The organism is Bradyrhizobium sp. (genome assembly GCF_052389815.1).
Classification (GTDB): domain Bacteria; phylum Pseudomonadota; class Alphaproteobacteria; order Rhizobiales; family Xanthobacteraceae; genus Bradyrhizobium.
In genome coordinates this window covers 1-20,807 of the sequence record NZ_JBQTHN010000082.1, presented here as the reverse complement: position 1 = coordinate 20,807, position 20,807 = coordinate 1, and the positions used below count along the sequence as shown (strand labels likewise).

Annotated in this window: 24 protein-coding genes and 2 pseudogenes; 19 read left to right on the top strand and 7 right to left on the bottom strand. The window is 63.4% G+C overall.

Annotated features, from left to right (window positions below; genetic code table 11):
• Positions 1 to 10 precede the first annotated feature (10 nt).
• From urtD to ACT4OC_RS14195, 8 genes are all read left to right on the top strand, one after another.
• Positions 11 to 766, top strand: a complete 756-nt coding sequence (gene urtD, locus ACT4OC_RS14230; RefSeq protein ID WP_444839629.1) for an urea ABC transporter ATP-binding protein UrtD — start codon at positions 11 to 13, stop codon at positions 764 to 766.
• Positions 767 to 776: 10 nt separating this feature from the next.
• A complete protein-coding gene (urtE, locus tag ACT4OC_RS14225) occupies positions 777 to 1,466 on the top strand; it encodes an urea ABC transporter ATP-binding subunit UrtE (protein ID WP_444839628.1) in 690 nt (229 codons plus the stop codon).
• A gap of 60 nt (positions 1,467 to 1,526) precedes the next feature.
• Positions 1,527 to 2,777, top strand: a complete 1,251-nt coding sequence (fmdA, locus tag ACT4OC_RS14220; RefSeq protein ID WP_444839767.1) for a formamidase — start codon at positions 1,527 to 1,529, stop codon at positions 2,775 to 2,777.
• Between the two features lie 81 nt (positions 2,778 to 2,858).
• Positions 2,859 to 3,200 carry an FmdB family zinc ribbon protein gene (locus tag ACT4OC_RS14215; protein ID WP_444839627.1) on the top strand — a complete coding sequence of 114 codons (342 nt, stop codon included), beginning with the start codon at positions 2,859 to 2,861 and terminating at the stop codon, positions 3,198 to 3,200.
• A gap of 31 nt (positions 3,201 to 3,231) precedes the next feature.
• A complete protein-coding gene (locus ACT4OC_RS14210; RefSeq protein ID WP_444839626.1) occupies positions 3,232 to 4,272 on the top strand; it encodes an aliphatic amidase in 1,041 nt (346 codons plus the stop codon).
• A 265-nt stretch (positions 4,273 to 4,537) separates the two neighbouring features.
• Positions 4,538 to 5,377, top strand: coding sequence for an aldo/keto reductase (locus tag ACT4OC_RS14205; protein WP_444839625.1), 840 nt, complete (start codon positions 4,538 to 4,540; stop codon positions 5,375 to 5,377).
• 164 nt (positions 5,378 to 5,541) lie between these two features.
• A complete protein-coding gene (locus ACT4OC_RS14200) occupies positions 5,542 to 6,528 on the top strand; it encodes a DMT family transporter (RefSeq protein ID WP_444839624.1) in 987 nt (328 codons plus the stop codon).
• Positions 6,529 to 6,542: 14 nt separating this feature from the next.
• On the top strand, positions 6,543 to 6,752 hold the full coding sequence (locus ACT4OC_RS14195; RefSeq protein WP_444839623.1) for a hypothetical protein: 210 nt from the start codon (positions 6,543 to 6,545) through the stop codon (positions 6,750 to 6,752).
• Positions 6,753 to 6,785: 33 nt separating this feature from the next.
• Here the strand turns inward: ACT4OC_RS14195 and ACT4OC_RS14190 are convergent, their stop codons facing one another.
• The 4 genes and pseudogenes from ACT4OC_RS14190 to ACT4OC_RS14175 form a co-directional block, all read right to left on the bottom strand.
• Complete coding sequence (locus tag ACT4OC_RS14190) at positions 6,786 to 8,054, bottom strand: S41 family peptidase (protein WP_444839766.1); 1,269 nt, start codon at positions 8,052 to 8,054, stop codon at positions 6,786 to 6,788.
• Between the two features lie 360 nt (positions 8,055 to 8,414).
• A pseudogene (locus tag ACT4OC_RS14185) lies at positions 8,415 to 9,116 on the bottom strand (caspase family protein); the annotation flags it as partial.
• A gap of 227 nt (positions 9,117 to 9,343) precedes the next feature.
• The gene (locus ACT4OC_RS14180; protein ID WP_444839622.1) at positions 9,344 to 10,078 is read right to left on the bottom strand and encodes a peroxiredoxin-like family protein; all 735 of its coding nucleotides are present in this window, start codon (positions 10,076 to 10,078) and stop codon (positions 9,344 to 9,346) included.
• 16 nt (positions 10,079 to 10,094) lie between these two features.
• Complete coding sequence (locus ACT4OC_RS14175) at positions 10,095 to 11,036, bottom strand: LysR family transcriptional regulator (protein WP_444839765.1); 942 nt, start codon at positions 11,034 to 11,036, stop codon at positions 10,095 to 10,097.
• Positions 11,037 to 11,223: 187 nt separating this feature from the next.
• Here ACT4OC_RS14175 and ACT4OC_RS14170 point away from each other — a divergent pair, with 187 nt between their 5' ends.
• The 3 genes from ACT4OC_RS14170 to ACT4OC_RS14160 are packed head-to-tail and all read left to right on the top strand — an operon-like array spanning position 11,224 to position 13,897.
• The gene (locus ACT4OC_RS14170; protein ID WP_444839621.1) at positions 11,224 to 12,306 is read left to right on the top strand and encodes a zinc-binding dehydrogenase; all 1,083 of its coding nucleotides are present in this window, start codon (positions 11,224 to 11,226) and stop codon (positions 12,304 to 12,306) included.
• Between the two features lie 34 nt (positions 12,307 to 12,340).
• A complete protein-coding gene (locus ACT4OC_RS14165) occupies positions 12,341 to 13,513 on the top strand; it encodes a fumarylacetoacetate hydrolase family protein (RefSeq protein ID WP_444839620.1) in 1,173 nt (390 codons plus the stop codon).
• Positions 13,514 to 13,573: 60 nt separating this feature from the next.
• Positions 13,574 to 13,897: a hypothetical protein gene (locus ACT4OC_RS14160; RefSeq protein ID WP_444839619.1), complete on the top strand. Its 324-nt coding sequence runs from the start codon at positions 13,574 to 13,576 to the stop codon at positions 13,895 to 13,897.
• A gap of 47 nt (positions 13,898 to 13,944) precedes the next feature.
• Here ACT4OC_RS14160 and ACT4OC_RS14155 read toward each other — a convergent pair whose 3' ends face one another.
• Positions 13,945 to 14,229 carry a hypothetical protein gene (locus ACT4OC_RS14155; protein WP_444839618.1) on the bottom strand — a complete coding sequence of 95 codons (285 nt, stop codon included), beginning with the start codon at positions 14,227 to 14,229 and terminating at the stop codon, positions 13,945 to 13,947.
• Positions 14,230 to 14,403: 174 nt separating this feature from the next.
• Here ACT4OC_RS14155 and ACT4OC_RS14150 point away from each other — a divergent pair, with 174 nt between their 5' ends.
• The 6 genes from ACT4OC_RS14150 to ACT4OC_RS14125 all read left to right on the top strand — a co-directional run bounded on the left by ACT4OC_RS14150 (position 14,404) and on the right by ACT4OC_RS14125 (position 16,396).
• On the top strand, positions 14,404 to 14,538 hold the full coding sequence (locus tag ACT4OC_RS14150) for a hypothetical protein (protein WP_444839617.1): 135 nt from the start codon (positions 14,404 to 14,406) through the stop codon (positions 14,536 to 14,538).
• An 18-nt stretch (positions 14,539 to 14,556) separates the two neighbouring features.
• The gene (locus ACT4OC_RS14145) at positions 14,557 to 14,790 is read left to right on the top strand and encodes a hypothetical protein (RefSeq protein WP_444839616.1); all 234 of its coding nucleotides are present in this window, start codon (positions 14,557 to 14,559) and stop codon (positions 14,788 to 14,790) included.
• A 209-nt stretch (positions 14,791 to 14,999) separates the two neighbouring features.
• Positions 15,000 to 15,362: a hypothetical protein gene (locus ACT4OC_RS14140; protein WP_444839615.1), complete on the top strand. Its 363-nt coding sequence runs from the start codon at positions 15,000 to 15,002 to the stop codon at positions 15,360 to 15,362.
• A gap of 18 nt (positions 15,363 to 15,380) precedes the next feature.
• Positions 15,381 to 15,704 (top strand): SDR family oxidoreductase, encoded by a 324-nt coding sequence (locus tag ACT4OC_RS14135; protein WP_444839764.1) that lies wholly within the window; start codon positions 15,381 to 15,383, stop codon positions 15,702 to 15,704.
• A gap of 18 nt (positions 15,705 to 15,722) precedes the next feature.
• Entirely contained in the window at positions 15,723 to 15,884 is a 162-nt protein-coding gene (locus ACT4OC_RS14130) for a hypothetical protein (RefSeq protein WP_444839614.1), read from the top strand.
• A gap of 218 nt (positions 15,885 to 16,102) precedes the next feature.
• On the top strand, positions 16,103 to 16,396 hold the full coding sequence (locus ACT4OC_RS14125; protein ID WP_444839613.1) for a hypothetical protein: 294 nt from the start codon (positions 16,103 to 16,105) through the stop codon (positions 16,394 to 16,396).
• Between the two features lie 104 nt (positions 16,397 to 16,500).
• Here the strand turns inward: ACT4OC_RS14125 and ACT4OC_RS14120 are convergent.
• Positions 16,501 to 16,575, bottom strand: a pseudogene (locus ACT4OC_RS14120) (AsnC family transcriptional regulator); the annotation flags it as partial.
• A gap of 102 nt (positions 16,576 to 16,677) precedes the next feature.
• Between ACT4OC_RS14120 and ACT4OC_RS14115 the strand changes: the two are divergent.
• On the top strand, positions 16,678 to 17,664 hold the full coding sequence (locus tag ACT4OC_RS14115; RefSeq protein ID WP_444839612.1) for a hypothetical protein: 987 nt from the start codon (positions 16,678 to 16,680) through the stop codon (positions 17,662 to 17,664).
• Positions 17,665 to 17,693: 29 nt separating this feature from the next.
• On the opposite strand, the gene ACT4OC_RS14110 is transcribed toward ACT4OC_RS14115, so the two are convergent.
• Positions 17,694 to 18,155, bottom strand: a complete 462-nt coding sequence (locus ACT4OC_RS14110; protein ID WP_444839611.1) for an Lrp/AsnC family transcriptional regulator — start codon at positions 18,153 to 18,155, stop codon at positions 17,694 to 17,696.
• A 148-nt stretch (positions 18,156 to 18,303) separates the two neighbouring features.
• Between ACT4OC_RS14110 and ACT4OC_RS14105 the strand changes: the two genes are divergently transcribed.
• Positions 18,304 to 20,682, top strand: coding sequence for a transketolase (locus ACT4OC_RS14105; protein ID WP_444839610.1), 2,379 nt, complete (start codon positions 18,304 to 18,306; stop codon positions 20,680 to 20,682).
• Positions 20,683 to 20,807: the final 125 nt, after the last annotated feature.

Here is a 20,807-nt window from a genome sequence, read left to right as displayed (position 1 = left end):
GAGATAGATCATGCTCATCGGTCACCAGCCCAAGGAATTCCTGCTCGCAGTCGAGGCGCTCACGGTCTCCTTTGACGGCTTCAAGGCGGTCAACGATCTCTCCTTCTATGTCGAGGAGAACGAGATCCGCGTCATCATCGGCCCGAACGGCGCCGGCAAGACCACGGTGCTCGATCTGATCTGCGGCAAGACCAGGGCCACGTCCGGCTCGATCCAGTTTCGCGGCAAGGAGCTGACGAGGCTGAAGGAGAACGAGATCGTGCAGGCCGGTGTCGGGCGCAAGTTCCAGACGCCGTCGGTGTTCGAGGACCTCACCGTGTTCGAGAACCTGGAGATTTCGTTCCCGCGCGGCCGCACCGTGTTCGGCTCGCTCGCGTTCCAGCGCGACGCCTCGGTGAAGGATCGGGTCGAGGAGGTCGCCGTGATGATCTTCCTGAAGGATCGCCTCGATACCTATGCCGACCAGCTCAGCCACGGGCAGAAGCAGTGGCTCGAGATCGGCATGCTGCTGATTCAGGACCCGGACCTGCTGATGCTCGACGAGCCGGTCGCCGGCATGAGCGTCTCGGAGCGGGCAAAGACCGCCGAATTGCTGAATCGCATCATTAGGGATCGCTCGGTGCTGGTGATCGAGCACGACATGAAGTTCGTCGAGGACATCGCCCACAAGGTCACCGTGCTGCACCAGGGCCAGATCCTGTCCGAGGGGACGATGGAGAAGGTCAAGAACGACCCCAAGGTCATTGAAGTCTACTTGGGCCACTGAGGAGAGGGCGATGCTGTCGATTTCCAACCTTCACGTCGCCTACGGCCAGAGCGAGGTGCTGCACGGTCTCAACGTCTCCGTCGCGCCGAACGAGATCGTCGCGATCATGGGCCGCAACGGCATGGGCAAGACCACGCTGATGAAGTCGCTGATGGGTATCCTGCCGGCGAAGAGCGGCTCGATGACCATGGACGGCACCGAGCTTTCGCCGCTCAAGAGTTTTGAGCGCGTCGCCAAGGGGCTGGCCTACGTGCCGCAGGGCCGCATGATCTTCTCCACCATGACGGTGAAGGAGAACATCGAGACCGGGCTCGTGGTGGCAGGCGAGTCCGAAGTGCCCGGGAGCATCTACGAGCTCTTCCCCGTGTTGCTGGAAATGAAGAACCGGCGGGGCGGCAATCTCTCCGGCGGCCAGCAGCAGCAGCTTGCCATTGCGCGGGCGCTCGCCACCAAACCGAAGGTGCTGCTGCTGGACGAGCCGACCGAAGGCATCCAGCCCTCCATCATCAAGGAGATGGCGCGGACCCTGAAGCGCATCCGCGACCAGCGCGGGCTGTCGATCGTGGTGTCCGAGCAGGTGCTGAGCTTTGCGCTCGATGTCGCCGACCGCGTGCTCGTCATCGAGAACGGCGAAATCGTCCGCGACGATCCGCGCGAGGGCGTCGACGCCGCGCAGATCTCGAAATACCTGTCCGTCTAGTTCTTTACGTTGCAACCACGGGAGCTTGCCATGCAAGAGTCACTGCTCAGGGCCGATACCATGAAGCCGGTCTACAGATCCGCGCCGGAGACGATCATCAAGGTCGATCTCGGCAAGTCGGCCTATGAAAACGACATGGTGCACAACCGCTGGCATCCGGACATCCCGATGGTGGCCTGGGTCAAGCCGGGCGACGATTTCATCATCGAGACCTATGACTGGACCGGCGGCTTCATCAAGAACAACGATTCTGCCGACGACGTGCGCGACATCGATCTGTCGATCGTGCACTTCCTGTCCGGCCCGGTCGGCGTCAAGGGCGCCGAGCCCGGCGACCTCCTGGTGGTCGATCTTCTCGACGTCGGGCCGTTGAAGGAGAGCCTGTGGGGCTTCAACGGCTTCTTCTCCAAGAAGAACGGCGGCGGCTTCCTCACCGATCACTTTCCGCTGGCGCAGAAATCGATCTGGGACATCCAGGGCCTCTACACATCCTCGCGCCACGTGCCGGGCGTCAGTTTCGCCGGCCTGATCCATCCCGGTCTGATTGGCTGCCTGCCCGATCCAAAACTGCTGGCAAAATGGAACGAGCGCGAGACCGCGCTGATCGCGACCAATCCGACACGGGTGCCGGGTCTCGCCAATCCGCCGTTCGCGCCGACCGCACATGCCGGTCGCGCCAAAGGTGACGCCAAGGCAAAAATCGGGGCGGAAGGTGCGCGCACCGTGCCGCCGCGCGAGCATGGCGGCAATTGCGACATCAAGGACCTGTCGCGCGGCTCGAAGATCTACTTCCCGGTCTACGTGCCCGGCGGCGGCCTCTCGATGGGCGATCTCCACTTCAGCCAGGGCGATGGCGAGATCACCTTTTGCGGCGCCATCGAGATGGCCGGCTGGCTGCATCTCAAGGTCGACATCATCAAGGACGGCGTTGCCAAATACGGCATCAAGAATCCCGTGTTCAAGCCGTCGCCGATCACGCCGAACTACAAGGACTACCTGATCTTCGAGGGCATCTCGGTCGACGAGGAGGGCAAGCAGCACTACCTCGACGTCCACATCGCCTATCGTCAGGCGTGCCTCAACGCGATCGAATACCTGAAGAAGTTTGGCTATTCCGGTGCGCAGGCCTATTCGATCCTCGGCACCGCGCCGTGCCAGGGCCACATCTCGGGCGTCGTCGACGTGCCCAACGCCTGCGCCACCCTGTGGCTGCCGACCGAGATCTTCGATTTCGACGTCATGCCGTCGGCGGCAGGACCCATCAAGCACATCAAGGGCGACGTCCAGATGCCGCTCTCGCCGGACAAGTGATCCCTGCGCGACGGGGTGCGGGACGGCGCCGTCTTGCCGCCCCGCACCCGCCTTTCAACTCACACCGCGCAAGGAAACGACATGCCTGTCTACGAATATCTCTGCAACGATTGCGGCCCGTTCACCGACATCCGGCCGATGGCGGAATGCGACCTGCCGCATGACTGTCCGCAATGCGAGATGTCCTCGCCGCGCGTCATCCTCACCGCGCCGAACTTCTTCTGCATGCCGTCGGAGCGGCGCAAGGCGCACGCCACCAACGAGCGAAGCCGTCACGCTCCACGGACTTCGGCCGAGTACAAGGCTTCGCACGGCCCCGGCTGCGGCTGCTGCTCCGGCAACAAGCCGGCGCGCCTGATGACGAAGACCAAAGGCGGCGCCAAGGGCTTTCCGACTGCGCGGCCGTGGATGATCAGCCACTGAGGCAACCAGGAAACAACAGGAGACGATCGCAATGCTTCACGGTGACATTTCCTCGAGCCACGATGCCGTCGGCGTTGCCGTCGTCAATTACAAGATGCCGCGCCTGCATAGCAGGGCGGAGGTGTTGGCCAACGCCCGCAAGATCGCCGACATGATCGTGGGCATGAAGGTCGGCCTGCCCGGCATGGACCTCGTGATCTTCCCGGAATATTCCACTCACGGCATCATGTACGACTCCAAGGAGATGTACGAGACCGCCTCGACGGTGCCGGGTGCCGAGACCGAGATCTTCGCCGAGGCGTGCCGCAAGGCGAAAGTCTGGGGCGTGTTCTCGCTCACCGGCGAACGCCACGAGGAGCATCCGAACAAGGCGCCCTACAACACGCTGATCCTGATGAACGACAGGGGCGAGATCGTGCAGAAGTACCGCAAGATCATGCCGTGGGTGCCGATCGAAGGCTGGTATCCCGGCAATTGCACCTACGTCTCCGACGGACCGAAGGGCCTGAAGGTCAGCCTGATCATCTGCGACGACGGTAATTATCCGGAGATCTGGCGCGACTGCGCCATGAAGGGCGCCGAGCTGATCGTGCGCTGCCAGGGCTACATGTATCCGGCCAAGGAGCAGCAGGTCATGATTTCAAAGGCGATGGCCTGGGCCAACAATGTCTATGTCGCGGTCGCCAATGCCGCAGGCTTCGACGGCGTCTATTCGTACTTCGGTCACTCCGCCATCATCGGCTTCGACGGCCGGACCCTCGGCGAAACCGGCGAGGAGGAATATGGCATCCAGTACGCGGCGCTGTCGAAACACCTGATCCGCGATGCGCGGCGCAACAACCAGTCGCAGAACCATCTCTACAAGCTCTTGCATCGCGGTTACACCGGAATGATCAATTCCGGCGAAAGCGCGCGCGGCCTTGCGGCCTGTCCCTACGACTTCTATTCGAAGTGGATCGCCGATCCCGAGGGCACGCGCGAGATGGTCGAGGCCATGACCCGCTCGACGGCGGGCACCGACGAATGCCCGATCGACGGTATACCGAACGAGCTGACTGCGACCAATTATTAGATCCGTGCTCGCGCGTCACACAAAGCCGTCGTCCCGGCGTTGAGCCGGGACCCATACGCCGCGGCCATTGTCATCCTACGTGATTGCCAAAGACTGTCATCGCCCGGCTCGACCGGGCGATCCAGTACGCCGGGACCTTTCGATTCAATTTCAGGCGTCTCTGGATACTGGATCACCCGCATTCGCGGGTGACGACGAGTGGGGGGACATTCGCACGTCGTTCGTTTATGGTCCGCCGCACTTCGGACAGCGGACGAGGACGATCGTGCGACAACAACCCTTCGGCACAGGCGGCCCGCAAGTTCCCGTGATCGGGCAGGGCACCTGGTATCTCGACCGCGGTGATCGCAGGCGCGCGATCGCGGCGCTTCAGCGCGGCATCGACGCCGGCATGACCCATATCGACACCGCCGAGATGTACGGCGATGCCGAGCTCGTCATCGCCGATGCCATTTCGGGAAGGCGCGACGGCGTGTTCCTGGTCTCGAAGGTGCTGCCCAGCAACGCCTCGCACCGCGGCACCATCACGGCCTGCGAGCGTTCGCTGCAGCGGCTGAAGACCGATTATCTCGATTGCTATCTGCTGCACTGGCGCGGTTCCTATCCGCTGGAGGACACCGTCGCCGCGTTCGAGGAGCTGGTCGCGGCGGGAAAGATCCGGTCGTGGGGCGTCAGCAATTTTGACAACCACGATCTCGACGAACTGCTCGCGGTCTCGGGCAAAGGCAGGATCGCCTGCAACCAGGTGCTCTATCACCTGCAGGAGCGGGCCATCGAGCATGCCGTGATTCCCTGGTGCGAGAAGTACGGCGTTGCCGTCGTCGCCTATTCGCCCTTCGGTCACGACGAGTTTCCGTCGCCGCGGAGCGCGGGTGGCGAATTGCTGCAGTCGATTGCAGACGGCCACAAGGCAACGCCGCGGCAGGTTACGCTGAGCTTCCTTGCGCGAGCGCCGGGCGTGTTTCCGATTCCCAAGGCGTCGTCCGCGGACCACGCCGCCGAGAATGCGGGCGCTGGAAACCTGACGCTCAGCGCCGGCGAAATTTCCGCCATCGACAAAGCGTTCCGGCGCGGGCCAAAGCCGCACGGGCTGCCGATGTTGTGAGCATGATCGCGATCATCGCGGTGTCATACTGTTAACAAAACGTTACTTTTGCCGCCCGTCCCGCACAGCGCATATCGGCTTCCCGCTATCGCGCCTTGTGGATCGGCGCCGTCTGGCGTTTTCTAGGGCGCACTAGATTCGTTTTTCCACCGCCAGAGCCCGCCGTGAATCCGTCCCCCGCCGCAGCCGCAAGGCTCGACAGCGCTCCCGTAACCTTGCCCGAACGCACGCCTGCCATGCCGAAGGCGCCGGCGCGCGCCGACCGGCCGTTCAAGGGCATCGCGCTGATCCTCGCCTCAACCATCTTCCTCGGCCTGTCGGACGTCACCGCAAAGTATCTTTCCTCGTCGCTGCCTTCGATCGAGATCACCTGGATCAGGTTCCTGGTCTTCTTCCTGATCATGACGCCGGCGATGATTCCGGGCTCGCCACTCTACGCTCTGAAGACCAACCGTCGCGGGCTGCAGTTCATGCGCGGCGCCACCGTGCTCGGCTCGTCGCTGTTCTTCATTACCGGGCTGGGTTTCCTGCCGATCGCGGAAGCCTCGGCCACCGGCTTTGTCGCGCCGCTATTCGTCACCGCATTGTCGATCGTCTTCCTGAACGAGGTCGTCGGCCTGCGCCGCTGGCTTGCGACGGGCGTCGGCCTGCTCGGCGTCCTCATCATCCTGCGGCCCGGCACATCGGCATTCGATGTCGCCGCCTTCTTTCCGCTGGTTTCGGCGCTGTGCTGGGCGTGCACGCTGATCATGACGCGCATGCTGAGCGGCACCGAGCGCGCCATAACCACAATGACCTATTCGTCGATTGCCGGCCTCCTGATCCTGTCGGCGCTGGTGCCGTTCGTATGGGTCACGCCTACTTGGCAGGCGGTCGCCTTCGGCATCTTCATCGGCATCGCCTCCACCGCGGGGCAGTGGATCGTCGTGCTCGCCTTCCGCTATGCCGACGCCTCGGTGCTGGCGCCGTTCTCCTACACCCAGCTGCTCTGGGTCAGCGCCCTCGGCTTCTTCGTCTTCGGCGAGATTCCCGACGCCTGGACCGTGGTCGGCGCCGGCTTCATCGTGGCGAGCGGTCTCTACACCGCCCATCGCGAGCGGGTACGGCATTCGCAGCTGCTGGTACCGGCTGAACGGTCGCCCAACGCCTGATGGTGTGTATCCCTTTGGCCACAGCCGGGCCGGCGTTCCAGACGCTGCCGGGCACGTCGTTCGTCGTCTATGGCGCGGCGCAGCCGCAGAACTCCGCCCTGACCACCGCCTCCGCCGACGTAAGGTGGATCAACGGCTGGTCTGCTGCTGCCACCTTCGAAGGCCAGTTCTCCGACGTCAATCGCTCCTACGCCGGCAAGGGCGTGCTGCGCCGTTCCTGGTAAGCGCATGCCGCAAGGCCGCGCACGTCACGCCGGCTATCGGCGCGACGGCTTTGCCGGTGGACTGCGCAGCAGCGACACCGCGGTGCGGAGCGCCTTGTCGTTCTTTGGATCCGGTGGAACGTAGGATTGCGACGCGACCTGCTCGATGCCCTGGCCGGGCAGATGCCGGTTCAGCGTGGCTTCGCCCCCTGGCGCGCCCTTTTTCTTCACGTCGTCTGGCTCGTCCTGCAGAACCTCGACATCCGGGGTAATGCCCCTGGCCTGGATCGAGGTTCCGGACGGGGTGAAGAAACGGTGGGTCGTCAGCCGCAGGGCGCCATTGTCGCCGCCGAGCGGGAAGATCGTCTGGGTCGATCCTTTGCCGAATGAGCGCGTGCCGACCACCGTGCCGCGCTTGTTGTCCTGCAGCGCGCCGGCCAGGATTTCCGATCCGGACGCGGTACCGCCGTTGATCAGGACGATGATGCGCTTGCCCCTGGACAGATCGCCCGGCTTTGCGTTGAACCGTTGCGTGTCTTCCGGATTGCGCCCGCGCGTCGAGACGATTTCGCCGCGCTCCAGGAGCCCGTCCGTCAGCGACACCACTTCGTTCAGCAATCCACCCGGGTTGTTGCGCAAGTCGATGACGTAGCCCTTCATATTGTCGTTGGCGACCTGCTTGCTGATTTCGGCGATCGCCTGCTTGAAGCCGTCGTTGGTTTGCGCGTTGAAAGTCGTGATCCTGACATAGCCGACGTCGTTGTCCTCGACGCGCCACCGGACCGCGCGCACGCGAATGGTGTCGCGCACGATCGTGAAATCGATCGGCTTGTCCTGCCTGGGACGGATCACCTTCAGTCGCACCTTGCTGCCCACCGGGCCGCGCATCTTCGAGACCGCCTGACTGAGGCTGAGTCCCTGGGCCGATTCATCGTCGATGTTGACGATGACGTCGCCTGCCAGGATGCCGGCCTTGTCGGCCGGGGTGCCTTCGATTGGCGAAACGACCTTCAGCAGGCCACTTTCCAGGGACACTTCGAGGCCGACGCCGCCGAACGAGCCGCGTGCCTGCACCTGCATGTCGCGGTACTCGCTCGCGTTCATGTAGCTGGAATGCGGGTCGAGCGAGGCCAGCGCGCCGTTGATGGCAGTGGCAACGATGCGGCGATCTTCACTGCCGGACGGCTGTTCGTTCATGATAGCCATCGCCGTGTCGTATACCGTATCGCTGGCGCCGCCGGAGCGCCGTTCGGGCTGTCCCGCGCTTGCAACCTGTTGCAGGGGAGGGAAGGCCCTCCGCAGCGCGGCATTGGCGGCAGCCATCAATTCCCTGTCGTCACGCTTGTCGATATAGCTCTTGCGCACCTTGGTGAGCGCCTCGTTGAACGGCTCGAACAGCTTGATCACGTCGCCGCGCGTCAGCCGCGGCGCGGCCGGCTTTGCCGGTGGTGTCTTCGGTGTTGCCAGCGCCACCTGGCTCTTGCTGAGTTCTTCGCGGCGTGCGCGAGCAAAAGGCCCGTAGAGGGTGTCGCCATATTGCCGGATGAACGTATCCAGGACGGCGATGCTGTTGCTGTCGCGGGTTGCGGCCCAGGCTTGGGCTGCATTGTCGGTTGCCGCCGGCGCCGGCGCCGGCGGCGTCGCTGCCGCGGGTTGCGGCGGCACGAAGTAGAAACTCCCGTCGATCGGTGAGCTCGAGACCCACGGTTGCTGCGAGCCGCCGGTCGCGCGCTTCACCGCAAGTCCTACCTCGTTGAAGGTCTGGAAGATATCTAGCCCGCTCTTGCGGATCGTCGCTGCAAGCGCCCTGGTATAGGGGCTGTTGCCTTCGCCGTCCTGCGCAACATTGCCTGGCTGGGTCGCGAAGGAAATCAGCGTGCCCTCGGGCGCGCGCATCTGCGCCAGGCCGCCGTCGGCCGCGCGCAACCCGCGCCCGCTGAACGGATTGTTGCGGCAGGCATCGAGCACGACCATGTTCAGCTTGGTGCCGGCGCCTTCCATTTGCCGCAGCACCAGATTAACATCGACCATCTGGAAGTCGACGTCCGCCTCGCGGGTCGGATTGGCGCCGACCGGGACCAGAAAGTTCGACCCGCGTACCTGAACGCCGTGGCCGGCATAATAGAACATGCCGACGTCAGCACCCTGCAGCGACGAACCGAACTTCTGCACGGCAAGGTCGAGGTTGGCCTTGTCGAGATCGAGCTGCGGTCCGTCACCGATCAGGGCGAAGCCCAGACTGCGCAACGTCGTTGCCATCAAGGTGGCGTCGTTCTTCGGATTATCGAGCCGGGCTACATTTTGATAGGCCGAGTTGCCAATCACGAGCGCAATGCGCTTGTCGGCCAAACCGGGACGCGCGCCGCCCGCGATCGCAAAAATCATGACTGCCAGTATGAGGATGCGACGGAGCATCGCCGGCCCCTTGCCTATTGGTCATGAATATCGAACAAGCTTCGCGTTTTTCGCGCCCTCCTGCAAGTCATCCGGAATTGTAACGGGCAGAATTTCCGTCGCCCGAAATCCCCTGCCGACGGCGACGAGGCTCCCCTCGGTCGTCGGCGGCGGCCCGGTCGGGCCGTCGGCGCTGCGCCGTTCCTAGTGAGCGTGGATCAAGCCGAGCGTAGCCGGCGCTCGCCGCCGGTTTCTGCCGCGACCGCCGCCACGATCGCGTCCAGCTCCATCCGCCGCCGGTAATCCGGATCGATGTAGCGTGCCTTGACGAGGCCATCGCGGCCGACCACGAAGGTCGCGGGCACCGGTAGCATCCAGGTGTCGTTGCCGTTGTAGGGCTCGATGTCGAAGCCGCTGTCTTTCATGGCCTCGCGCTTCTCGTCGCCGACCCAGAACGCGAGGTTGAGCGAGAGGGCATAGCCGTTGTCGAGATCGGTCAGCATCGGAAACGGCGCGCCGGCATAGTCGCGCAGGGTCGAGCCATACTGATGCGTCTCCGGCGAGATCGCGACGATCTCGCCGCCGAGTCGCCGGACCTCGGGCGCGATCTCGGCAAGCCCGTCGGCGTTGAGCTTGCAGTAGGGGCACCAGTGCCCGCGGTTGAACGACATGACCACCGGCCCGCGTTCGAGCAGTTCGCCGAGGCGGACCAGCCTGGCGTCCTGGTCGGGCAGGATGAAATCCGGCATCGGCTCGCCGATCTCCGGCGCGCTCTGGCCGACCTGATGGGCTTCCAGCCGCGCCACCATCCGGTCCACGACGGCGGTGAACTCCGGCCGCAGCCGGCGCACGGCATCCGCGACCGCCTGCAGCCGTACGCTGAGCGGCGCATCCATCGTGCGGCTGTCTTCGGTCGTCTCTTGCAGGAGTTCGGCGATAGTCTTCTCGGCCATTGTCGTTTTTCCGGGGTCAGGCGGCGATGATGGATAGAGGGGGATTCGCGTCCTTCGGCGGCGCGGCCGGCCGCTGCGTGAAGACCTGCCAGTCCGCGCTGCGCAGCATCTTCATCACGGCGGACGCCACTGCCGTCCGCTCGCGTCCGGCGACGCCGTAGAGCTGCACGGTGCGTTTGACATCGAGGCCTTCGATCTCGGCGCGCTGCAGGGTCTGCGGCGTGGAGGCGCTGCGCGGCATGATCGCTATGCCGATGTCGGCCTCCAGCAGCTCGATCAGGTCGCGCTCGCTAGATACGTCATGGCTGCCGCCTAAATCGACGTCGCCGGCGCGCAGTGCGGCACTGAGTTGCCCGGCACATTCGCAGTAGCTGCGCGACAGCAACTGTTGCTGCTTCAGCTCCTCGAGTTCGACCTGGCCCTTGTCCGCAAGCGGGTGGCAGCGGTTGACGACGAGCTGAAAGCCTTCGGTGAACAGCGGCCAGCTGTTGAGGCGGTCCCAATCGCGGTCGATTTCGACGGCAATGCCGAGCTCGGCCTCGCCGTTCTTCAGATATTCGCCGATTTCCCTGCCGTTGCCGCGCAGCAGCTTGAATTCCAGCGTGCTGAACATCCGCTTCAGCTGGTTGAGATGCGGAATCAGCAGTGTGATGTCCACCGCGTCGGCAATGGCGATCCGCAAGGTGCCGATCTTGCCGCCCTTGAAGGAAGTCGCGAGCGAGCGGGCGCCGACCGCGGCGTCATAGCATTGCTTCAGGAGCGGATGCATGCGCTGGCCGAGTTCGGTGAGCTGCGCTGCCGGGCGCTCGCGGCGAAACAGGTCGCCGCCGAGTTCGGCCTCGAGCTGCTTGATGGCGCGGGTCAGTGACGGCTGGGCGACGTTGCACTCCTCGGCGGCCCGGGTGAAATTCAGGGTGCGGCTGACCGCGAGGAAGTAGCGGATCTGGTGCATCTCCATGAAGTCTGCCCCTTCGGAAATCGAAATGCGCATGGGCAGTCTAGCGGAAGCGTTCGCGAATGGTTCGAAAACCGCCATAGCTTTGGTCTATCGATGCGAAAGCCGGCGGGCATGGCGTCCTGCTTTCGTTCTTCCCTTCCTCCACCGGCTGTGACAAAGGAACTGGCAAATGGGAGGACAAGTCCAGATGCGCGCTGCCGTTTTCCGCAACGGCCAGATCGTGGCCGACCGCTGGCCGGACCCGAAGCCTGCGAGCGGCCAGGTGCTGGTCAAGACGCTCGCCTGCGGCATCTGCGGCTCTGACCTGCATGCGCGCCAGCATGCTCACCGCATGGTCGAGCTGGCCAGGCACATTCCCCACCGCAAGCCGATGGATCTGTCGCGTGACATCGTGTTCGGCCACGAATTCTGCTGCGAGGTGCTGGATTACGGTCCGGGCACGGAGCGCAAGCTGAAGCCCGGAGCCAGGGTGTGCTCGCTTCCGGCGCTGCTGACGCCCACGGGAATCGAGGGCATCGGCTATTCCAACGACAATGTCGGCGGTTACGCGGAGCGCATGCTGCTCAGCGAACCGCTGCTGCTGGAAGTGCCGAACGGACTGCCGGCGCAGCATGCGGCGCTGACCGAGCCGCTCGCCGTCGGCGTTCATGCGGTGGCGAAGGCCAACATTGCAGGCGGCGAGGTGCCGCTGGTGATCGGCTGCGGCCCGGTCGGGCTAGCGGTGATCGCGGCGCTGAAGCTCAGGGGTCTGCATCCGATCGTCGCCGCCGATTATTCGCCGATGCGCCGCAAGCTCGCGGAGAAGATGGGCGCCGACATCGTCGTCGATCCCGCGCGCAGCCAGCCCTATGCGACATGGGCCGAGCACGCCCAGATGTCGCCGGAGCAGAAGGCGGCGCGTCCCCCGCTGCAGGCGATGCTGCCGGCGCTGAAGCCCGCGCTGATCTTCGAATGCGTCGGCGTGCCGGGCCTGTTGCAGCAGGTGTTCGAGGGCGCGCCGCGCGATGCCAGGATCGTCGTGGTCGGCGTTTGCATGGAGAGCGACCGCTCCGAGCCGATGCTCGGCATCCTGAAGGAGCTCAACGTCCAGTACGTGCTGGGCTACACGCCGGAGGAATTCGCCTATTCGCTGCGCCTGATCGCCGAAGGCTCGGTCGATGCGGCTTCGCTGGTCACCGGCAGCGTCGGCATCGATGGCGTGGCCCGGGCTTTCGCCGACCTCGCCAATCCCGAAGCCCACACCAAGATCATCGTCGAGCCGTGGCGGTGATCGCCGGCTGACAACAATAACAAGGGGAGAACACATGATCGCGCTCACGGCAAGAGACGTTCTGCCACAGGACGGTACATCGGGCACGCTGGTCGGCCGCGTCTGGCTGCCGGAGGCCGCGGGGCCTGCGGTCGTCGCGGTGCGCGGCGACGGCGTATTCGACGTCACGCCGAGTTTTTCGACCGTCAGCGCGCTGTGCGAGCAGGACGAGCCGGCCGTCGCGCTCGCTTCAGCGAAAGGCGCGCGGATCGGCGATCTCGATTCCATCCTCGCCAACACCCCGCCCGACCGCCGCGACCGCACCAAGCCATGGCTGCTGGCGCCGGTCGACCTTCAGGTGCTGAAGGCCGCCGGCGTCACCTTCGCGATCTCCATGCTGGAGCGCGTGATCGAGGAGCGCGCCCGCGGCAATCCGGCTTCGGCCGAAGCGATCCGCAAGGAGGTGGTGCGCCTCGTCGGCGACGATCTTTCCAAACTGAAGCCCGGCTCGGCGGAGGCGATGAAGCTGAAGCAGGTGCTGGTCGATCAGAACGCCTGGAGCCAGTACCTCGAGGTCGGCATCGGTCCCGACGCGGAAGTCTTCACCAAGGCGCCGGTGCTTTCTTCCGTCGGCACCGGCATGGACGCGGGCCTGCATCCGAAATCGACCTGGAACAATCCGGAGCCGGAAGTGGTGATGGTGGTGTCGAGCCGCGGCAGGATCGTCGGCGCCGCGCTCGGCAACGACGTCAACCTGCGCGATTTCGAGGGCCGCTCGGCGCTGCTGCTCTCGAAGGCCAAGGACAACAACGCCTCCTGCGCCATCGGACCGCTGCTGCGCCTGTTCGACCGGACGTTCTCCCTCGACGACGTCAGGAGGATGGATGTCGGCCTCACCGTGAAGGGCGCCGACGGCTTCGTGCTCGACGGCCATTCCTCGATCGGCAAGATCAGCCGCGATCCCACCGACCTCGTGGCGCAGACCATCGGCAGCGTTCATCAATATCCCGACGGCTTTGCGTTGTTCCTCGGCACCATGTTCGCGCCGGTCAAGGACCGCGATGCGCCGGGGCAGGGGTTCACGCACAAGCGCGACGACATCGTCACGATATCGGCGCCCCAGCTCGGGCAGCTCGTCAACCGCATGCGCAGCAGCGACGAGTGCGAGCCGTGGACATTCGGCATCGGCGAGTTGATGCGTAACCTGGCGAAGCGGAGGATTCTCTAACCGGTATTACCCGGAACGGCGTATCGGCAGTCGCGTTGACTCCCAAAAGGGAGTTTTCGCATGCGCATGTCATGTTCGCTCATGGTCGCCAGCGTGCTGCTGCTTCCCCTTCAGGCGTCGGCGCAAAGCGGCGGCGCGGCCGGTGCGACCACCGGAACCGCCGGCGGCACCGCAACGCCTCCGGGCACCACGACCTCACCGACGGGTTCGCCGAGCGCCACGATGCCCGGCCCGCCCGGCACCAACTCGCTGGGAACGGCGCAATCCTCCGGACGGGGCGCCACAATCGGCTCGGCAGGCGGCCCCACGGCGGAAGACAAAAAGATTGATGACGAGAACCGCGACGTCGAGCGAAAGCTCAGGGGCATCTGCAAAGGCTGTTGATCGGTCAAGGATGCTAACCCGAACCGGGCTCGACACCGCGTGACCGGCTAATCCGTTTCCGGCTTCGCCTCGCGATGGCCGTCCTCACGATGGCCGCCCTCGCGATGGCCGCCCTCGCGATGGCCGTCGGGTCCGCGCTTGAACACACCGTAATCGCTCGACTTCACGCCGGCCCCGGCATCGATGCCGATGGCCGCCAGGCCATGCTTCAACAGTTCGCGCACGGCGGCGGCCCGCGTCGGCATGCGGTGCCTGAAACGGAAATCGTCAACGGCTGCGAGCTCTTCGGGCGAGAGCATCACCTGAAGCCTTTCCCCGCGCACCTCGCTCATTCAAATCCCCCGCGATCGAGATTGAGTAGCTTACTCAACTTGCTAAGTTTGTTTCGGTTCCAGCGATTATATGCCCAACGCCGATTGAGTAAAATAGTGCAATAAAATCAATATTTTACATATTAATCGATTGCGTTAACATGACGGGCAACAGGGCGAGTGGAGGCGCTCGTCATGACGGACCGGAACGACAGGGTCGAACCACCGCGCAAATCCTGGGAGCCGCCGCCACGGCGCCCGAGCTATGATCGCATTGCCGAGAACATCGAAAAATGGGTCAACAGCAGCGGACTTCAGAAGCCGACCTGAAGTCCTTGACGCACCGCGATGACCATTCACCGTTTATTGTTATTGCAGAACATTCCTCTGTCCCCCGAGGACATCGGCCGGCTCGTGACGGCGTATGAAACAACGCTGAAATCGCTGGAGCTCACCAGCCGCAGCGATCCGATCACGGAAATCGTCGCGCGGAAGGTCATCGAGATCGGGCAGACCGGCGTGCGGGACCCCCTCCAGATCTCAAAACTGGCGATAAGGGCCCTCGGTCAGACCGTGCGATGAAGGCCGTCGTGTGCCTCGCTGGAAGGCGCAGACTCCGGACGATGTCACTCGATCGTCATCCGCCATGCAGCTGATGTGGCTCGCGTTTGGAACGGTCGCTCTGACATGGCGTTTCCACAGGGGGCAGGATCTAGGAGTGGCCCACCATGTGTGATTACAGCTTGCACGCCGTGGCATCGCGGGCAGCCAAAGCCGGTGAGACTTTGGTCGTGAGCGGATTCTACGGAACTTCATCCCGCGGGTTTGCCTCGCCCGCGGCGCCCGACGTCGCGATCTGCCTGCGCCCGGGTACGGAAATCGCGTTCGAGGAAGAGGCCTTCAGGGAAGGCGTGCTTTTCCGCAGGAAGACGGGCGACCGCGTGGCGCGATTCCGCCATGTCGACGTCGACAACCCGACCACGCACCATGACGCGCTGGAATTTCCCGACGGCACCGTCGTGAAGCTGAACGAGCTGATCGTCGGCCAGCGGGCACGCATCGTGCAACTGCCGGCCGAGCCGAAACCGGCAGCGCCGAAGCCGCAGCCGGCGGCGCAGGCAACAGTCGAGGCGCCGGAAATCGTGACCGCCTGAGGCGGACGGCCTTTACAGATCGGGTCGGCGGCCGAGTCTGCCGGACCGCGCAACGCAACCATGCCTGCCGCACGGCGTTGCTGGAAGCAGGCATGGCTGGCGCCGGCGCTGGCCGGCAAGGGCATCCGGGTCAATGCCGTGGCGCCAGGTCCGGTCTGGACTCCCCCGATACCCTCGACCATGCCGGACGATGCGATCAAGAGTTTCGGCGAGCAGACGCCGATGAAGCGGCCAGGGCAACCGGCCGAGCTCGCCACCGCCCATGTCATGCTCGCCGATCCGCTGTCGAGCTACACGTCAGGCACCACCATCGCGGTCACGGGCGGCAAGCCGTTCCTGTAGCGCCGCGATTATCTCGTATTGGCCAGGCTCGGCCGAGATGTGCTCCAGCGCACATTGCGCCGCGCCGGGATTTGCTACCGTCGCAGGATGTCGCAGGAAAAAGTCGCTTCGTTCTCGATCCTTCTCGGCATCGGCCTCATTGTGGCGGCCGTGCTCGTGCTTGCCCTCGCCTTTGTCTGAGCGGGCGGATCGCGTGTTACGAGAAGGCGATCGGCTCCTGCCGGAAATCCGGCCTCGCCCATGCGGCACCGCGTCAAGGCATTGTTAACCTGAACGGCCAAAACGGCCGAAAGCCGATTGCAGCGGGCTCCGCATTCGGCATTGATTCAAACAGTGCTGCTTTGCTGGCCGAACTGAGGGCCGGCATTCCGTCGCCGGCCGGATTTTGGGATTGCAGGATGTTCGACGATTCCGTTCAGGTCCGGTGCCGGCGCTGCCGGAGCGTGTTCCGCGAACGCGCTCGCCGTCTTCAGAACGGCTATTCGCGTCAATGTCCGACCTGCGAGGTCGTGCTGTTCTTTGATGAGGACTCGCACGATCAAATCATCCGCCGTGCCATGAAATCCGCCCGGCAAGTTCGCGCTGCGCTGCGCGAGGCCGAGATGGAGCAGCCCCGCAGAAAGCGGGTGCTTCGCGGCGGGCGCGGCACTGGCAGCCGCGGCGGCTCCTACGAGGCGGAAGACAGCGCGTAAGAGACAACGCGTAGGATGGGTAGAGCGGAAGCGAAACCCATCGCGTCTCCACAACGGGAATGATGGGTTTCGCTTGCGCTCTACCCATCCTTACGGCCCTCCCGTCACACCGGAAGCGTGATCGAGTATTTCACCTGACTGAGCGCAAATCTCGACTCGATCGAGGCGATGCCGCGTATCATTCGTAGGCAAATTGGCAGCGACGACTCCGAGGAGAATGGGCGCAATTGCCGGTCTTCGGATAGAATCACGGTCTCATACAGATTCCAAAGGCAAGACTGATGGACCAATTCAAGCAATTTAGTCTGCGTGATCTCGCGGCAGATTTCGCAACGCGAGATCCAAGCTTCCGATACTTTCATGGGAAGCTTTACAGTTTTATTCCGCCCGAGCCCCAGCGCTTTGTGGACTTTATTAGGGCGAATTCGTTCAACAAAGAGCAATTTCCGAATGCCCACCCTGCAACGCTCATTTTCGGCAAGCTGGGTCCCCTAATTAGTAATCAATTGACCCAAGTTGTGGGAGTCGACGAAGAAAAGAACCTGAAGATGGTTGGGCGCATAGATAAATTGGAACTGCCTGATCTTAACTACCTTGCGATCATCGCTCCCGCAAACCGGACCAAGAATGGCGAAACCTCCTACGAGCTTGCATTTGAATCGATAAACTTCTTGAGGTCTTTCATCTCCTTGAGCTTTGGAAAGTTGCCCTTTTACAAATGGATCTCAAATTTTGATTTCGATGAGAAAGGAGTTGTTTCGCTCTCAGGCGAGGCCTTCAGAATGCCGTTGTTCTCCGACAATTTTAAGTTCGTTGATCTGCGATTGGCCAAGGAACTCTCTGAGAGACTGGCTAAACAACTAGCAGACTACCGGAAGCGTTTGCAAAGAGCGTGCAATTTCTTTGATATGGCCCTCGACCAAGTCGATGAGGCCTTTCGATTCTCTTCGTATTGGATTGCTCTGGAAATCATTGTCGGAGGTAAGAGCGATGCAATTCGCTCTAAGTTGGCTGCCGCTTATGGACAGAAGGACAAATCGTTCATTGATGAGAAGCTGCGCTTTCGTGAGATCAATCAAAAACGTCATGATTTGATGCACAAAGGTGAATTTGCTGGATTCGCTGCCTATCAGGAGCGGCTGATGCAGCTGTATTTTTGGGATATCGTGATTCACCAAATTGGACTTAGGTCGCGTCATTTGGCGCTTTCCTTAACCGACAGCGGTCTCGTCGAAGAAGAGAAGAGGAGAATGAGACATTCATCATGAGGGTAAGAATGAAAGTATTCGGTGCGGAGTCACACCGGCAGCGCGATCGAATATTTCACCTGACTCAGCGCAAAGCTCGACTCGATCGAGGCGATGCCGTCGAGTCGCGTCAGCTTGTTCTTCAGGAAGGCTTCGTAGGACGACAGGTCCGCAGCGACGACGCGCAGCAGATAATCGCGGTTTCCCGTCATCAGGTAGCATTCCAGCACCTCGTCCCACTTCGAGATGGCGCGGGCGAAACGGTTGAGATCCTCCTCCTTCTGCCGCGCCAGCTTGATCGAGATGAAGACGCTGACATGCAGGCCGAGTGCCTTCTGGTCGACGGTCGCGACATAGCGCGAGATCACGCCGCGCCCCTCCAGCAGTTTCACGCGGCGGTGGCAGGGCGACACCGACAGCCCGACCTTGTCGGCGAGCTCCTGCATCGTCATCCGGCCGTCGGTCTGCAGATGCCCGAGGATCTTGCGGTCGATGGCGTCGAGGGAAGTCATTGGGATGAACTCACGTTCTGATGTTCGATCTTGGGAATTTATCCCAATTTGGCCGGGTATGTCGCCAAGAATTGAGATTTTCGGTCGGCCCGCCAGGACTAAGATCGGTCAATTCGCCATCGCAGGAAACGCCGCCAAGGGAATTGAGATGGGAATCGATCCCGCACGCCTGGAAATGCTGACCGCGCTGAACCGCAAGGTGCTGTGGCTGTCGTCGTGGACCATCCACCATGCCAACCATGTCCGCCCCAACGCCGACGGCTTGAAGGTCGGCGGCCATCAGGCATCCTCCGCCTCGCTCGCCAACATCATGTCGGCGCTCTATTTCTCGGTGCTGCGCCCGCAGGACCGCGTCGCGGTCAAGCCGCATGCCAGCCCCGTGTTCCACGCCATCCAGTACCTTTTCGGCCACCAGACCCGCGACAAGCTGGAGAATTTCCGCGGCTACAAGGGCGCGCAGTCCTATCCCTCGCGAACCAAGGACACCGACGACGTCGATTTCTCCACCGGTTCGGTCGGCCTTGGCGTCGCGCAGACGCTGTTCTCCTCGCTGGTGCAGGACTATGTGAAGGCGCACGGCTGGATGAAGGACCGTCCCGAAGGGCGCATGATCGCGCTGGTCGGCGACGCCGAGATGGACGAGGGCAACATCTTCGAGGCGCTGCTCGAAGGCTGGAAGCAGAGCCTGCGCAACACCTGGTGGGTGGTCGACTACAACCGCCAGAGCCTCGATGCGGTCGTGCGCGAAGGGCTGTGGGCGAAGTTCGAATCCATGTTCCGCAATTTCGGCTGGGATGTGGTGATCGTGAAATACGGCAAGCTGATGCTCGAGGCCTTTGCCGAACCCGGCGGCGAGGCGTTGCGGCGCTGGATCGACAACTGCCCGAACCAGATGTACGCCGCGCTGTGCTTCCAGGGCGGCGCCGCTTTTCGCAAGCACCTGCAGGACGACATCGGCGACCAGGGGCCGGTGTCGCAACTGATCGATCGCCGCAGCGACGAGGAATTGCTGGCGCTGATGTCCAATTTGGGCGGACACGACATGGCCAGCATGATCGAGGCCTTCGAAGCCATCGATCACGACCGCCCGGTCTGCTTCATCGCCTACACCATCAAGGGCGTCGGCCTGCCGATGCAGGGCCACAAGGACAACCACGCCGGCCTGATGACGGTGGCGCAGATGGAGAAGTGGCGTGCCGCGCAGAGCATCCGGCCCGGCCATGAGTGGGACAAGTTCGAGGGCCTGGCGCAGGATCCGGCGAAACTGGAGGCGTTCCTCGCGGCGGCGCCATTCAACGCAGAAGGCCGCCGGCGTTTGACCGCGCCCGAGATCGAGGTGCCGCACGAGCTCGCCTTCAAGCCGTCGGCGCAGATGTCGACGCAGCAGGGCTTTGGCCTGATCCTCAACGAGCTCGCGCGCGGCGACAGCGCGCTTGCCTCGCGTATCGTCACGACCTCGCCCGACGTCACCGTCTCGACCAATCTCGGCGCATGGGTGAACCGGCGAGGGCTGTTTGCCAAGGCCGAGAACCACGACCTGTTCAGGCAGGAGAAGATTCCTTCCGCCTTCACCTGGGAATTCTCCCCCAAGGGGCAGCACATCGAGCTCGGCATTGCCGAGATGAACCTGTTCATCATGCTGTCCGCGCTCGGGCTGTCGCATTCCATCAACGGCGAGCGGCTGCTGCCGGTCGGCACGCTCTACGATCCCTTCATCGAGCGCGGCCTCGATGCGCTGAACTATGCCTGTTACCAGGATGCGCGCTTCATGGTGGCGGCGACGCCGTCCGGCATTACGCTCGCGCCGGAAGGCGGCGCGCATCAGTCGATCGCAACGCCGCTGATCGGCATGGCGCAGGATGGGCTTGCCTCCTTCGAGCCGGCCTTTGTCGACGAGCTCGCTGCGATCATGCGCTGGGGTTTTGGCCACATGCAGCGCGAAGGCGGCCAAGGGGAAGAAGGCGGCGGTTCGGTTTACTTGCGCCTGTCCACCCGCACCATCGAGCAACCGCAGCGGCCGATGAGCGCTGTGCTCGGTCACGAGATCACCGAAGGCGCCTACTGGCTGCGCAAGCCCGGGCCGAATTGCGACATCGTGATCGCCTATACCGGCGCGGTGGCGCCGGAGTCGATCGAGGCCGTCGGCTTCATCGGCGAGAGCCATCGCGATGTCGGTCTGCTTGCCATCACCTCCGCCGATCGTCTTCACGCCGGGTGGACCGCCGCACGGAAATTGCGCCGCGAGCGCCGCGGCGTGCAGTATCTCAGCCACATCGAGAACCTGCTGGCGCCGTTGTCGCGCGATTGCGGCATCGTCACCGTGATCGACGGCCATCCGGCGGCCCTGGGCTGGCTCGGCAGCGTCCGCGGCAACCGCGTCGAGGCGCTCGGCGTCGAGCATTTCGGCCAGACCGGCACCATCGGCGACCTCTACCGCCACCACGGCCTCGACGCCAACGCCATCATCGACGCGGCGGAAGCCGTAACCGTCGGCGCGCCGATCAGGCACAGGAAGATGGCGGTGTGAGCGGCGATTGAAGCTGTCGTCCCATGGAAAGCAGGGACCCCGACGGCCCGGGGACGAGTGGGTTTAAATCAGGTGGGCGACCTGCGAAACGTCGACCGGTGGTGGGTTTGGGTCCCGGGGGTAGC

Coding starts and splice junctions, on each gene's coding strand:
- urtD (WP_444839629.1), top strand. CDS start 11: ATGCTCATCGGTCACCAGCCCAAGGAATTCCTGCTCGCAGTCGAGGCG.
- urtE (WP_444839628.1), top strand. CDS start 777: ATGCTGTCGATTTCCAACCTTCACGTCGCCTACGGCCAGAGCGAGGTG.
- fmdA (WP_444839767.1), top strand. CDS start 1,527: ATGAAGCCGGTCTACAGATCCGCGCCGGAGACGATCATCAAGGTCGAT.
- ACT4OC_RS14215 (WP_444839627.1), top strand. CDS start 2,859: ATGCCTGTCTACGAATATCTCTGCAACGATTGCGGCCCGTTCACCGAC.
- ACT4OC_RS14210 (WP_444839626.1), top strand. CDS start 3,232: ATGCTTCACGGTGACATTTCCTCGAGCCACGATGCCGTCGGCGTTGCC.
- ACT4OC_RS14190 (WP_444839766.1), bottom strand. CDS start 8,054: ATGGCTGCCGCCAATGCCGCGCTGCGGAGGGCCTTCCCTCCCCTGCAA.
- ACT4OC_RS14180 (WP_444839622.1), bottom strand. CDS start 10,078: ATGGCCGAGAAGACTATCGCCGAACTCCTGCAAGAGACGACCGAAGAC.
- ACT4OC_RS14175 (WP_444839765.1), bottom strand. CDS start 11,036: ATGGAGATGCACCAGATCCGCTACTTCCTCGCGGTCAGCCGCACCCTG.
- ACT4OC_RS14170 (WP_444839621.1), top strand. CDS start 11,224: ATGCGCGCTGCCGTTTTCCGCAACGGCCAGATCGTGGCCGACCGCTGG.
- ACT4OC_RS14165 (WP_444839620.1), top strand. CDS start 12,341: ATGATCGCGCTCACGGCAAGAGACGTTCTGCCACAGGACGGTACATCG.
- ACT4OC_RS14160 (WP_444839619.1), top strand. CDS start 13,574: ATGCGCATGTCATGTTCGCTCATGGTCGCCAGCGTGCTGCTGCTTCCC.
- ACT4OC_RS14155 (WP_444839618.1), bottom strand. CDS start 14,229: ATGAGCGAGGTGCGCGGGGAAAGGCTTCAGGTGATGCTCTCGCCCGAA.
- ACT4OC_RS14150 (WP_444839617.1), top strand. CDS start 14,404: ATGACGGACCGGAACGACAGGGTCGAACCACCGCGCAAATCCTGGGAG.
- ACT4OC_RS14145 (WP_444839616.1), top strand. CDS start 14,557: ATGACCATTCACCGTTTATTGTTATTGCAGAACATTCCTCTGTCCCCC.
- ACT4OC_RS14125 (WP_444839613.1), top strand. CDS start 16,103: ATGTTCGACGATTCCGTTCAGGTCCGGTGCCGGCGCTGCCGGAGCGTG.
- ACT4OC_RS14115 (WP_444839612.1), top strand. CDS start 16,678: ATGGACCAATTCAAGCAATTTAGTCTGCGTGATCTCGCGGCAGATTTC.
- ACT4OC_RS14110 (WP_444839611.1), bottom strand. CDS start 18,155: ATGACTTCCCTCGACGCCATCGACCGCAAGATCCTCGGGCATCTGCAG.
- ACT4OC_RS14105 (WP_444839610.1), top strand. CDS start 18,304: ATGGGAATCGATCCCGCACGCCTGGAAATGCTGACCGCGCTGAACCGC.